We start from the raw sequence: 12,873 nt of genomic DNA, 5'->3' as shown, positions 1-12,873 counted from the left end.
GTCGTATGCCGCGCCAGAATTGTTGCGTCCGTGGAGTGCCATCTCGCGGGGCTTGGGCTCTGACCGTCCTGTATCGCGCTCTGGCCGCCGTGCTCCTGGCCGGGCTGCTGGCTCCGGCCGCTCTGGCCGGGCCGTCGTCTTCCTGGGAGTTCGCCAAGGTCGGCCTAAACGGCGCGCTCTATCCGTCGCTGATGCTCAACATCGCCAAGATGAAGCTGGAGATGCAGCACAATGACAACGAGCTTGGCGACCCCAACGGCCTGTTTGGCGTTTCGGTTGTCGCGCCCAGGGCCGGGGCAAAGGCCGTGGTGGAGCTGGTCTCCTCCTCGCCCCTGGTCAACCCCGGGCGGGTGGAAGTGGCCCTGGCCCGCAAGGGCAAAAAATACATGGTCTATCCCTTCCTGACCTACGCCGACGCGATCCTGCTCAATCACCAGCCCATCCCCACGACCATGACGGCCCGGCTGTGGCTGGACGGCATAGCCCAGGGCGAGCGCACGGCCCGGGTGGTGATCGCCTCGGTCAATGACTGCGTGCACAGTTTCGACGATGACGACGACTACTACGACACCGACTGGCTCTACGCCGCCTACGTCAATGAAAACCATCCGGTGGTGCAGCAAATCCTGCGCGAGGCCCTGGCCACGGGCGAGGTGTCGTCGTTTACGGGCTATCAGGCCGACGCCCGGGGCGTGCGCAAGCAGGTGAAGGCCGTGTGGCAGGCCCTGCGGCGGCGCGGCATCCGCTATTCGTCCATCAACCGCCCCTCGGCCAAACCCGAGGGGGTGGGCGTGCAGCATGTGCGGCTTCTGGCCGAGGCCCTGGCGACCCGGCAGGCCAACTGCGTGGAAGGCAGCTGCCTGCTGGCCTCCGTATTCTATAAAATAGGTCTGGAAACCTCCCTGGTGTCGTTGCCCGAGCACATGCTCGTGGCCGTGGACCTCGACCCCAAGGGGCGGCAGCCGCTCTATCTGGAAACCACCATGCTCGACGACGGCTCCTTTGAGGAGGCGGCCGAGTCCGGCGGCGAACAGGTGGCCGAGGCCCTGGAGCAGGCCCGTAAGGCCGCCGCCCGAAAAAAAGCCGGCAAAAGTCCGAACGACGATGACGAAGAGGCCGTGAACTTCATTTCCATCCGCGAGATGCGCCAGGCCGGGGTCCTGCCGATTCCAGACCCGGGCGCGGGAAGGGCTCCCTGGTCGCCGGCCAAATAACCCATCGCCAGGGGGCGGGTGGCCTGCTTTGCCTGAGGCCCGTTGTGCGGTATGCTGCCCGGATGTTGCGGATATCGATAGTATGCTGTCTCCTGGCGATCCTGTCCGGGAGCGCGTTTGGGGCTGGCGGACCTTGCCCGGGAGCGGCTGGCGACGACCCGGCCGGGCTGGCCGCCGCGGCGTTTGCCGCCCTTGGCAAAACGCCGCCGGACGCCGCCTTGGCGGTTTCGTGTCTGCAGGCCGCCGCCGCCCTTGGCGACCCCGGGGCCCAGGTCGCCCTGGGACATTTGGCCGTCGCCGGCCTTGACGGACCGGTGGACCGGACCCGGGCTGCCGCCGCGTTCAGCCAGTCGGCCGCCGGGGGCTCGCCCCAGGGCTATCTGGCCATGGGGCTGGCCTATGCCCGGGGGGACGGCGTGCCGGCCGAACCGTACTGGGCTTACTGGTTTTGTCGTCGGGCGGAGCTTGGCGGCGGACTCTCTCCGGAGGAAGCGGCCCTGGCCTCCGCCACGGCCGCCGCGGCGTTGCCGCGTTTGCAGCCCCACGAACGCCGGGCCCTGGACGCCAGCCTCAACCCCGGGGGCGTGCCGTGAGCACCCCCGAAGCGTCGCCCCGTCCCGGAGCCCTGCCTCCTCGCGGCGTCTGGACCTGGCTGGTCCTGCTCACCCTGGCCGGTCTGGCCCTGCGCTTGGCTGCCCTCGACGTCGTCGGCCTGTGGTGGGACGAATTCGTGACCCTTGGCCGGGCGGCCTGGCCCGTGCCGGATCTGCTGCGTTCCCTGGCCCACGAGGGGCCAAGCGACGTCAGCCTCGATTCTTCGCCGCCGCTGCTGCATCTGCTGGTCCATGCCAGCCTGGCTTTGTTCGGGCCGGGGGACGTGGCCGTCAAGCTGCCAAGCGTGGCGGCCGGTACGTTGACCATTCCGGTGGTCTGGCTGGTCGGCCGGCGGCTTTTTTCCGACCGGGTGGCCCTGGCCGCCGCCGCCATGGACGCCCTGGCCCTGTTTCCCGTCCATTATTCCCGCGAAGCCCGGCCCTATGCCCTGTATCTGCTGCTGGCCCTGACGGCCCTGGCCTGTCTGCTGCAGGCGCTTAAACGGGGGCGCTGGCGGGATTTCGCGGCCTTTAGCGCCGCCGGCATCGGGATGCTCTATACCTCCTATCTGGCCTCGGCCACCTTGGCCGCTTTGGGGCTGGTGGCCGGCTGGCGCATCGTGGAGACCGCGCGGGCTGGGGAGCGCCGTTTGGCCGGTAGGCTTTTGGGGCGCTTGAGCGCAGCCGTCCTGATCATGCTCGCGGCCTACGCGCCGTGGATGGAAGCCCACTGGTTCCAGATGCGCACCATCGCCGGTGTTGCGCCGCTGGCCCGGCGTCTGGAGGGCGTGAGCCTGGAGTCGGTCCTCAAAAGCTTTGCCGCCTGGCACTACCAGGGCGAGATTCCTTGGGTCGCCATGTTGACGGCCCTGGCCGCCCTGGGGTTTGTCCGTTTTCTGGTCGTCGGCCGAGGCCGGTCCCTGGCAATTTTGGCCATTTGGTCCTTGACCGGCCTGGCCATGGCCGTGGCCCTGCCCACGAACATCAACGTTTCCATCCGTTATCTGGTCAATAATTATTATTTGTTCTGCTTTCTTGCGGCAGGCGGCATCGAGGCCCTGGCTGCCGCCTGCGGCCGGTGGGGGCGGGGGGCTTCTGGCGCGGCGCTGTGCGTCCTGTTGGGCGTGGCCGCCTGCGGGCCGACGTTGATGATCTTTGATCTCTACGCCAAGCGCGACAGCCCGAGCATTAAAAGCGTGTTGGCCGATCTCGTGGCGCAGCGCGTCAATATCGAGGCCATCCGCTACTACCGGCCCCGGCACCTCAAGATCGTGGGCGACTGGTATCTGCGCGGAGCATTGCAGACGGCCGGCGACGCCTTTGACCGGCGCTACAGGCGGGCCTATTTTCTTTCGCCGGCCGACGATCCCGCTGCCGCGTTGTTGCCCGGTGCCCTGCCCGTGCGACGGACCTTCTGGGCCGACATCGCCAAGATCGGCCTGCCTAACCGGGCACCGTTGCCCCTGGCCGCACCCTATCGCAACAGTTTCGACGACCTGTCGGTCTTGGCCGACGCCTACGAACTGGAAAACATGACGCCCGACCTGGGCTACGGAACCCTGGCCCTCTATGATTGTCGCCTGCCGGGCCGGGCTGTCTTCGCCTTCGCCGCCGCCCCTGGAAGCCGGGCCGGCACGACGCGGATGGCCCTGCGCTTTGCCCGTCGCCAGGGGCAGGCCGCCCCGCCCGAGGGGCGCATTGTCGTTCGGGCCGGGACAACCCTGGAAAACGCGCCTGTCCTGGCCACGGTGACAAGCGCGGATTTCCCGGCCGGGGACTCGGAATACGATCTTGTCGTGGAACTGCCCGAACCGGACGCCGCCTCGGGCCGGGTCTACCTCATCCTCGAAAGCCAGGCCGGCTTCACCGACGGCTTTTTGGAACTTGCCCACCTCGAAACCAGACCGGCCGCCCAGACGCTCCCGGCCGCCGCCTCGGGCACCTGGGAAATCTCGGCCGCTTCTCTGGCCGCCAACACGACCGTGGCGCCGGCCCTGCCCCAGGGCCGCCCCTTTGGCGGCGACGTCCTGTACGGCTTTGGCGACACACCCCGGCCGGAGCTGGGCCTTGGCGGACCAGCCGACCAGGCTGCCTATCTCGCGGCGTTTCCCGGCGACGTCCCGGTCCTGGCGTTGTCCGACGCCAACGGCCGGGAGCGCGCCCGCTATTACGATCCGCTGTTGGCCAGGCCCTACGCTTCCCTCGGTCCGGGTGTCCACCTGGCTTGGAACGGGCGGCCGGCCAAAGGCCTTTGGGCCACGGGCGACATCGCCGGGCAGACCGTGACCCTTGGCGAGACCGCCGTGGCCCTGCCCCTGGCCTGTCCGCCCGGGGCCAGCCTGGCCCTGGCCGACGACGGACGGGGGCTGGCCCGGTTGTCGCCGGACTATGCCGCGCCGTTGCCCGATATCCTGCAGGCGGCGACGCTCTCCCATGCCGTGCGCAAGGTTGACGGCCAGGACGCTTTGACCTGCGCCGGGGACGCCCCGTGTTTCCTGACCTACGCCTTCAGCGCGCCTGGAAACCAAACGCCCATCACCGGCTTTCGCGCCACCTGGTACCCGTCCGTCCTGACCGACGGCGTCGGACATAACCGCGTCCTCGCCCAGTGGTCCGTGGACGGCAACGTCTATCACGACCTGGACAGCCTGCGCAGCCGGGGCGACTACTTCCTGTATTCCGGCACGATGCGCCAGGCCGCCCGGGTGCGACTGCCCGCGCCGGCCAACCGCCTCTATCTGCGATTTGTCCTGTCCGGCGGCGGCGCAAGGCTTTTCAGCTCCGGAGACACTCGCCTAGTCATGGAGTGCGATCTGGCCCAAACCGGATTTTCCGGCCTGGCGCTTCCCGCCGCCCCGGCTTTGGCGACCGCCGGTGGGGAGGGCCTGGGGCTGGCCGCCACCGCCGCCCCGCCGGTCCTGGATCTTGACCTGCGGGAGCGGCACTGAAACGGGCCGTTACCGAGAGGCGAAGGCCGGATCGATGCTGCAAGAGGCGGCCAGAGTCCGGACCACGGGACCGAACAGGGCCTTTAGTGTCGCGTCCGCGAAAAGCGCATATGGGGTTTTGTCGTCAACGAGCTAAAACCATTTGTTTCCTTAAAAAATACTATCGTATTTTTTAAGGGACGTGACATTAGAGCCGGGGCGTAGGTTGGTTTGAAGCTGGCCAGGACGCCGTGTCCAGCACGCATCATGCGGCCCCGTGGCCAGGCAGTGCTTGTCAACCTGGCCTTGGTATGCGCCCATAAGCAACAACGCGACGAAGACATGCCCGGGGTGCGATGGGAACAAGAAACATGCCGCCTAGGCAGGCGGGATAAAAAGGGCCATGCTGCTGCAAAAAGGAGGCAGCCATGCAAGGCGACCACGAACACCACCATGACCATGCCCACGAACATGCCCATGAGCACGAGCATGAACATGAGCATCCGGGGATGGGAAAGCACAGCCACGGTCATGTCCACACGCACACCCACGAACATGCCCACGAGCACAAGCATCCCCACGACCACGGCGCGGGGGAAGGCGTCCATGACCACGACCATGCCGGGGAGCACGGCCGCCATGACCATGTCCACGAGGGGCATGAAAGCGAACCCCACGACCACGCTCATTGAGGTGTTTGGCCGGGCGGCCAGGCCGCTGCCGCTCAAGGTCCGGCCGGCGGCATGGGGTCTTCCCCCGGCCCCAGATCCACCGGGGCCTGGCCTGCCCGCCGCGCCTCGGCCAGCCAGCCGTCCGGCGGCGTCTCATCGGCGGCGTAGCGCTCCCGGCTGCAGGCCTTGTCCAGGGCATCGACACGGGGCGCGCCCGAGGATGCCGTCTTGTCCCAATCAGCGTCCACGCGCCCCCCATTCCTGGCGGATGTGGGCCAGGATGGCCTTGGCCCGGTCGGTGTACAGGTTGACGGCCTCGAAATCCGGCTGCGCCGCCAGCCGTTGCAGCATCAGCGCGTCGCCGTCCGGGAACCACTGCGGCGCAAACGCCCCGAACACGTAGCCCCGTTGCCGCAGGGTTCTCACCGCCCAGGCCGTGCTCGGGGATGAGGCGTTTATGGATACCTGGACCACGGCCAAGCCCAGCCGGTCGGCCCGCTCCTCGATGGCGGCGGTCCGGGCCGGAAAATCGTGGCCCACGGCCGCGACCTGGACGCGCTCCACCTGGGCGAGGTCGAAAAGGCGTGAAGTGAGGACCGTTTCCCCGGAAGCAGGGTGGTCGCCCGGGTCGAAACGGATGTCGCGGCGCAGGGAGAAGCCGGACAGGATGCCCTCCAGCACCGGGCGATAGACTTCGGGCAAATAGAGCGGTGACGGCTTGTCGCGGTGCATGCGCCAGCCCATCATGCAGCTGACCCGGCCGGCTGCCCCTTCCTTGGCGTAGGCCGCGTCCGGCATGAGCGACAGTTCGATGCCGCAGGGGGTGTAGCCTTGTTTGTCACCGCTTTTCTGGGTGACGAGGTGGTTGCAAACCGCTTCGCCGAAAAAGGCCTCGGCCCAGGGCATGGCGTAGGAGAGCGCGTCGAGTTCCCGCAGCAGCTTGAAGGCCATGGAGCTCTGGCGGTAGGCTGGATCGACCAGGAGCTGGCCCTGCTCGTAGACGGCCGGATTGGGCGGTGAGCTGCGGTAATAGGCCCCGTGGCCGGCGATCTCGCCGGTTTCGAGCCTGGCCACCAGGGTCAGCACGGCCTTTTGCCGGTTCAGGGCGATGAGTTTTTCCGGCACGTAGTAGTCCAGCACCGGATAGTTGGCGTCGTAGATGGTATGGAACAGGCCGGCGACGCCGGGGGCGTCGGCTGGGCGCATGGCGTCAATGGTATAGGCCTTGCCGGGAGAGATGTTGCCCTTGCCGTTGATGATGCGGGCCATGGCCGCCCGCTTGAGAGCCGCGTCGTCGTGATGGCCGGCGACGAAGCGGAGCCAGTCATCCAGGGAACCATGTTCGAGGAGTTCCGAGGGAGCGGCGGGCGTTCCCAGGGCCTCGGTTAGGGCGGCGGCCAGGGCCGCGCCTGTTGCCGGCGGGAGGCCTTGGGCCGTCTGCGGCATGTCCCGGGCCAGGACGGCGGCGGTTTCGGCCGGACAGCCCACGGTTTCCAGAAACGCCCTCAGCGTGTCAATATCGCATTCCATGCCTTCTCCTGCCTCGGTTTTGGGCCGGGGCGTCGTTCCGCGCCCGTGGCGCGAGGCCGAAATCTAGCCGACGCGGTGGACCCTGGCAAAGGCGCCCTGGCCGCGGCGGCGGGCTTTGTCCGCTACAGGGCGAGCCAGGTCTTTTTGAGCAGCATGGCGTCGTGCTCCAGCACCGGCGACTCGCAGATGACGCAGCCGGCCGCGCCGTGGTCCCGCAGCGCCGCCAGGCAGGCCGTATAATCGAAGTCGCTTTGGGCCAGCGGCAGGTGGCGCTTTTCGCCCTTGGGGCCGTATTCGATGCCGCTGATATGGATATGCAGTTCGCCAAGGGCCGCCTCGCCCAGGATGTCGGCCAGTTGGCGCAGCACCCGGCTGAAATCGGCCCGGGTCTTGAGTGCGCCGTTGTCCCGGGCGTGGATGTGGGAAAAATCCAGGCACGGCTTGCAGGTCGGAACCTCCCGGCACAGGCCGGCCAGTTCGGCCACGGTCCCGAACTGGGTGGCCTTGCCCGTGGTCTCCAGGCGGTAGCGCACGCCCGTGTCCGGCAGGCGGCGCAGATTTTCGCCGATGGTCTGGAGCACGGCCTGCGGCGGCTGGCCGAGGTAGTAGCCGGGGTGGAAGACCAGATCGCGTCCGCCGACCAGGGCAAGCGCTTCGGCTCCCTGGCGGATGCGGGCCAGGGAGGCTTCCAGCTTGTCCGGTTCGGCGGCGTTGAGGTTAATGAAATACGAGGCGTGGGCCGTGAGGTGGAAATCGTTTTCCGCCTTGGCCCGCAAGATGGCCGCTTGATTTTTGGCCGTGACGTTGACCGAGCGCACAAAGGGCAGTTCCATGGCGTCCAGGCCTAGGCCCCGCAAATGGGGGATGGCCGTGGCGTAGGCGAATTTGGTTTTGCCGTCGCCGTGAGGCAGGCCGGAGATGCCGAAAAGCATGGTGTTCACCGTGGGCTTCCGCGATCAAGCTGGTTTGGGGCGTGGGGCCGCTTGACGCCGCCGAAGCGGCCGGCTATCGCCCGGGAGCAACGCTTCTCCCAGGAGGTCTTTTTTGTCCAGCGCCACTTCGGACCTTGCGGCACGGGTTGTCGGCGAAAGCCGCGCCCGCTAGTCGCCCCAAGGACCAACTCCGCCTTCCTCCACGAAGGCGGCCCATTCCCCTGGGGCGGCCCGCCGCGCCCGCTTTGAGCCTGTTCGTCCTTCGAACCGGACTCTTGTTGCTTTCCCCGACACCCACTCCCTGACGACGGCCCTTCCGGGCCGGTCGCGTCTTCCGGCTTGGCTTCTCCCTGTCCGGTTGCGCCCCGGCCGTACCTTCGACCGTTTATGGAGTGTCCCATGGGTATCCGCACCGAACGCCCGGGCGATGAAACGCCCATCGCGCGTCTTTTGTACGCCGCTTTCCACAACCATCCCCAGCATCCGCCCGGGGCCGAACCCGTCGAACACGAGATCGTCGCCCGGCTGCGGGCCGATGCCGCTTTGGCCCTGTCGCTTGTGGCCGAGGCGGACGGCGACATCGTCGGCCATCTGGCCCTGAGCCCGGCCCGCGTCGGCGCATCCGGCCCGGGTTGGCTGCTGCTTGGCCCCCTGGGCGTGCTGCCGGCCCGGCAAGGACAGGGCATCGGCTCGGCCCTGGTCCGGCAGGCCCTTGGCCGTCTGGCCGGCACTGGCCCGACCGGGGTCGTGCTTGTCGGCGATCCCGGCTTCTACGGCCGTTTCGGCTTTGCCGCCGTGCCCGGCCTGGGCTGGCCGGGCGTGCCGCAGCGCTACGTCCTGGCCGTCAGCTTCGGCCAGATCAGGCCCGTGGGCGACATCGTGGCCCACGCGGCCTTTGGCGGGGCAGCGTCGTGAATTGTTAGCGCATTAATCAAGGGTGTTATGGATTGTTTGTCGAAGAGGGGCGCCTCCGGCGGCCGGGGGGATGATCCCCCCGGACCCCCCTCGACGGGAAACGGGATCAAGGGTGGTTTGTCGACGTGTCTTCAGGCGTCGGCCGGCCGCCCTGGACGGCGACGTTATCGGGCGCGGGATTGCCGCGCCGTGGAACAACAACGGCGGGCCGGCCGGTCGGCCGCTCCGCTTGGGGATAGACGATCATGGAAATGCAACAGCTTGGATTGACGACCTGGCATGAGGAAAAAGCCCGGTCCATGGGCCTGGAAACAAACGGCATCGCCCGGGTGTCGGCCGTGGATCGTGGCCTGTACCGGGTCTGGGACCGGGCCGGCGAGACGGCGGCGGTCCTGGCCGGCCGGCTGGCCCATGAGGCCGGCTGCGGCGAGGATCTGCCCTGCGTCGGCGATTTCGTGGCCGTGCGCGGCCAGGATGGCCTGCGGGTCATCGAGACCGTGCTGCCGCGCCGCACGGTGCTGCGGCGCAAGGCCGCCGGCCCGGGCACGGACAGCCAGCTCATCGCGGCCGGCGTGGATCTGGCGTTTGTCGTTCAGGCCAGCCGCTACGACTACAACCCCCGGCGGCTGGAACGCTACCTGGCCATGGCTGCGGCCGGCGGCGTCGTGGTCACGGTGCTGCTCGCCAAGGCCGATCTGGCCTCGCCCGGGGAATTGGCCGTGCAGATGTCCAGGCTTGAGGAAACGGCCCGGGCGCCGGTCCTGGCCGTCAGCGCGGCCACCGGCGAAGGCCTCGATGCCCTGGCCGGGCTGCTCGTTCCGGGCCTGACCTGCTGCCTGCTCGGTTCGTCCGGGGTGGGCAAGACCACCCTGGTCAACCGGCTGCTTGGCCGGGAGGCCTTTGCCGTGCGGGAGACCAGCGGCACGGGGGAGGGCGTGCATACGACCACCCGCCGTCAGATGGTCCGGCTGGAAGGCGGGGCGCTGCTCATCGACACGCCGGGGATGCGCGAACTGGGCCTTCTTGGCGACGACGAGGGCCGCCTTGGCGGCTACGGCGACATCGAGGCTCTGGCCCGGGACTGCCGGTTCGCCGATTGTCGCCACGAGGGCGAACCGGGCTGCGCCGTGCGGGCGGCCGTGAAAGCGGGTGGGCTTGAGGCTTCGCGGCTGGAGTCCTGGAACCGTCTTGGCCGGGAGGCGGCGTTTAACGCCATGACCCTGGGGCAGCGGCGGCAAAAGGACAAGGCCTTTGGCCGGATGGTCAAATCGATCAAGAAGGATCTGCGGGGCTGACCCGCCCGGGCCGGGGACATCCCGCGCCCGCGTCATCGTCGCGGCCAGGCCGAGGAATGCTCCTCGGCCTGGCCGTTTGGCGTTTGGCGCTACAATTCCACCTTCACATGGGAGGCGGCGGCGATGGCCTTGGCCTTGGCCTCCTCCACGTCCCGGCCCAGGGCCAGGGCCACGCCCAGGCGGCGCGTGCCGTGGAGCTCGGGCTTGCCGAAAAGCTTGATGGCCGTGTCGGGCTGGGCCAGGGCGGCCGGATCAATGGCGAAACGCGGCGAGGTGGAATCGCCTTCGCCCAGGATAACCCGGGAGGCGGCCGGGCCGTAGAGGCGGATGGCCGGGATGGGCAGCCCCAGGATGGCCCGCACGTGCAGGGCGAATTCCGAAAGGTCCTGGGAAATGAGCGTCACCATGCCGGTGTCGTGGGGCCGGGGCGAGACTTCCGAGAAGATGACCGCGTCGCCCTTGATGAAAAGCTCCACGCCGAAGATGCCGCGCCCGCCCAGAGCCTCGGTGACGGCCCCGGCCATGGCCTGGGCCTTGGCCAGGGCGGACTGGCTCATGGGATGGGGCTGCCAGGACTCGCGGTAGTCGCCCTTTTCCTGGCGATGGCCGATGGGGGCGCAAAAGCTCGTGCCGCCGGCGTGGCGGACGGTGAGCAGCGTGATTTCGTAGTCGAAATCGACAAAACCCTCGACAATGACCCGCCCGGCCCCGGCCCGGCCGGCCGTCTGGGCGTAGTCCCAGGAGGCCTCGGCCGAGGCGGCGTCCCGGGCCACGCTTTGGCCCTTGCCCGAAGACGACATCACGGGCTTGACCACGCAGGGAAAACCCACGGCGTCGCAGGCGGCCAGGAACTCTTCCCGGGTGTCGGCGAAACGGTAGGGCGAGGTGACAAGGCCCAACTCCTCGGCGGCCAGGCGGCGGATGCCCTCGCGGTCCATGGTCAGTCGGGCGGCCCGGGCCGTGGGCACCACCGGATAGCCTTCGGCTTCGAGCTTGATGAGCTCCTCGGTGGCGATGGCCTCGATCTCGGGCACGATATAGTCGGGCTTTTCGGCCTCGATGATGGAGCGAAGGGCCGGCGCGTCGAGCATGCTGACCACGTGGCGGCGATGGGCCACCTGCATGGCTGGGGCGTTGGGGTAGCGGTCCACGGCGATGACCTCGACGCCCAGGCGCTGGGCTTCGATGGCCACTTCCTTGCCGAGTTCGCCGGAACCGAGCAGCAATATTTTGGTCGCGGACGCGGTGAGCGGCGTGCCGATGGTGGTCATGGGGGCCTCCTGAAGTGGGGAATGTCGGGCGGCGACAACGTATAAGGGCGGCGCGGCCAGGACAAGGGGGCAGCAGCGTCTTTGCGCCAAAAAAGGCCGCCTTGCTTCAGTTTGCGCAGCTTTCGGCCGCGGCCTGATCGCGTCCGGCGGCCTTGGCCCGGTAGAGTTGTTCGTCGGCCCGGGCCAGGAGCTCAAGGGGCGAGCCGCCCGGCAGGCAACGCACCGTGGCCGCGCCGCAACTGATGGTGACGCGGCAGGCCGTGGGCGAGGCCTCGTGGGGAATGTCCAGGGCGGCCACGGCCTGGCGCAGGCGCTCGGCCATGGCTGCGGCCGACGGCGCGTCGGTCTCGGCCAGGATGCAGGCGAACTCCTCGCCGCCGTAGCGGGCGACCAGATCGCCGGCCCGGGTGACGTTTTGGCGCAGCACCCCGGCCACCTGACGCAGGCAGGCGTCGCCATGAAGGTGGCCGTAGCGGTCGTTAAAGGCCTTGAAGTGGTCGATGTCGATAAGGACAAGGGACAACGACGCGCCGCCTCGGGCATGGCGGCGGTATTCCCGGGCCAGGGCCTCGTCGAAGCGGCGGCGGTTGGCGATGCCGGTCAGCCCGTCGAGCAGGCTTTGCTCGGCCAGGCGCTTGTTGGATGCCGTCAGGGCCGTCTCGGTCCTCTTGCGGGCGTCGATGTCGATGATGACGGAAAACGCGCCGGCGTAATGGCCGGCGGCGTCCAGCACGGCCCGGGCCGAAACCTGCACCCATTTTCGGCCGCCGTCCTTGCGCAGCAGGCAGCGTTCGTAGACGCCGTCGAGGCCCTGGGTCCGTTCGGCCTGCTTGGCTGTGGCGTCCGCGAACTGGTCCTCGGCCAGAAAATCCAAATACGGTTTGCCCAGGACCTCTTCCACGCGATAGCCCACCATCTCGGCCATGCGCCGGTTGAGGAACGTGACGCGGCCGTCCCTGTCCAGGGCCACGATGCCTTCCAGGGCGTTGTCGACGATGAAGCGGTATTGGGCGTCTTGCTCGCGCAAGGACCGCCGGGCACGCTCCAAGGCCTCGTCGCTTTTTTGTTGGGCCAACAGGAGCAGCGAAAATCCGCTGACCAGGAGCATGACGTAAACCGCCGCCGGGATGACGGCGTCCAGGGACGGGACAGGCGCAAGGCCACACAGGGCCAAGGCGCTTTGGGCCGTGAACACGGCGGCCAGCAGGACGAAGCAACCGCCAAGGACAACGCGCAGGGACAGCTCCCGTTTTTGGTTTGCCAGCAGCGCCCAGGCGGGCAGGGCATAGAAAATCGCGTGCAGGGCCGGCAGCATGGCCATGCGCCACGGCTGGCCCAGGCCGGCGGCGGCAAGGGTGAGAACAAGGATAATGGCGGCGGTCCAAAGGTGCGTGCGCCGGCTGACGGGATGGCCGCAAATGGCGAAGAGGGCCCAGCTTTCGTAGGCGCACCCCGTCAGCAGCAGGGGCGCGGCGACGATGGGGAACTCCGGCGGGGCCGGAGTCATGAAGTACAGGCACAGCGA

The 12,873-nt window shown here is 68.3% G+C and carries 11 protein-coding genes (1 of these 11 running past the window's edge); 6 read left to right on the top strand and 5 right to left on the bottom strand.

The features are described 5' to 3' along the window. Positions 1 to 5 precede the first annotated feature (5 nt). From DMR_RS17595 to DMR_RS24745, 4 genes are all read left to right on the top strand, one after another. Positions 6 to 1,214 (top strand): hypothetical protein, encoded by a 1,209-nt coding sequence (locus DMR_RS17595; protein WP_015862391.1) that lies wholly within the window; start codon positions 6 to 8, stop codon positions 1,212 to 1,214. A 218-nt stretch (positions 1,215 to 1,432) separates the two neighbouring features. Continuing rightward, a complete protein-coding gene (locus tag DMR_RS24940; RefSeq protein ID WP_043601016.1) occupies positions 1,433 to 1,807 on the top strand; it encodes a hypothetical protein in 375 nt (124 codons plus the stop codon). Continuing rightward, positions 1,804 to 4,755 (top strand): glycosyltransferase family 39 protein, encoded by a 2,952-nt coding sequence (locus tag DMR_RS17585; protein WP_015862389.1) that lies wholly within the window; start codon positions 1,804 to 1,806, stop codon positions 4,753 to 4,755. Before DMR_RS24940 ends, DMR_RS17585 begins: the two co-directional genes overlap by 4 nt. A gap of 407 nt (positions 4,756 to 5,162) precedes the next feature. Next, on the top strand, positions 5,163 to 5,426 hold the full coding sequence (locus tag DMR_RS24745; protein ID WP_148208478.1) for a hypothetical protein: 264 nt from the start codon (positions 5,163 to 5,165) through the stop codon (positions 5,424 to 5,426). A 32-nt stretch (positions 5,427 to 5,458) separates the two neighbouring features. On the opposite strand, the gene DMR_RS22540 is transcribed toward DMR_RS24745, so the two are convergent. The 3 genes from DMR_RS22540 to DMR_RS17575 all read right to left on the bottom strand — a co-directional run bounded on the left by DMR_RS22540 (position 5,459) and on the right by DMR_RS17575 (position 7,867). Next, positions 5,459 to 5,653 carry a hypothetical protein gene (locus DMR_RS22540; protein ID WP_015862387.1) on the bottom strand — a complete coding sequence of 65 codons (195 nt, stop codon included), beginning with the start codon at positions 5,651 to 5,653 and terminating at the stop codon, positions 5,459 to 5,461. Next, positions 5,643 to 6,935: a hypothetical protein gene (locus DMR_RS17580; RefSeq protein ID WP_015862386.1), complete on the bottom strand. Its 1,293-nt coding sequence runs from the start codon at positions 6,933 to 6,935 to the stop codon at positions 5,643 to 5,645. The genes DMR_RS22540 and DMR_RS17580 overlap by 11 nt, the downstream gene beginning before the upstream one ends. Before the next feature lie 122 nt (positions 6,936 to 7,057). After that, positions 7,058 to 7,867, bottom strand: coding sequence for a TIM barrel protein (locus DMR_RS17575; protein ID WP_232502937.1), 810 nt, complete (start codon positions 7,865 to 7,867; stop codon positions 7,058 to 7,060). A 399-nt stretch (positions 7,868 to 8,266) separates the two neighbouring features. Between DMR_RS17575 and DMR_RS17570 the strand changes: the two genes are divergently transcribed. Both DMR_RS17570 and rsgA read left to right on the top strand, forming a co-directional pair. Continuing rightward, a complete protein-coding gene (locus tag DMR_RS17570) occupies positions 8,267 to 8,782 on the top strand; it encodes a GNAT family N-acetyltransferase (RefSeq protein WP_015862384.1) in 516 nt (171 codons plus the stop codon). 245 nt (positions 8,783 to 9,027) lie between these two features. Further along, complete coding sequence (gene rsgA, locus DMR_RS17565; protein ID WP_015862383.1) at positions 9,028 to 10,077, top strand: ribosome small subunit-dependent GTPase A; 1,050 nt, start codon at positions 9,028 to 9,030, stop codon at positions 10,075 to 10,077. 89 nt (positions 10,078 to 10,166) lie between these two features. Here rsgA and purT read toward each other — a convergent pair whose 3' ends face one another. Then, on the bottom strand, positions 10,167 to 11,348 hold the full coding sequence (gene purT, locus DMR_RS17560) for a formate-dependent phosphoribosylglycinamide formyltransferase (RefSeq protein ID WP_015862382.1): 1,182 nt from the start codon (positions 11,346 to 11,348) through the stop codon (positions 10,167 to 10,169). A gap of 106 nt (positions 11,349 to 11,454) precedes the next feature. Then, positions 11,455 to 12,873, bottom strand: the 3' portion of a protein-coding gene (locus DMR_RS17555) for a GGDEF domain-containing protein (protein WP_015862381.1). The gene runs 141 nt beyond the window's last position; the window shows 1,419 of its 1,560 coding nt (coding positions 142–1,560); its start codon lies beyond the right edge, outside the window — the gene reads right to left on this strand; it ends in the stop codon at positions 11,455 to 11,457.

Origin of the sequence: Solidesulfovibrio magneticus RS-1 (genome assembly GCF_000010665.1) — a bacterium.
GTDB classification, from domain to species: domain Bacteria; phylum Desulfobacterota; class Desulfovibrionia; order Desulfovibrionales; family Desulfovibrionaceae; genus Solidesulfovibrio; species Solidesulfovibrio magneticus.
Note: the sequence above shows the minus strand (reverse complement) of the source record. Positions and strands in the feature narration are given on the sequence as shown.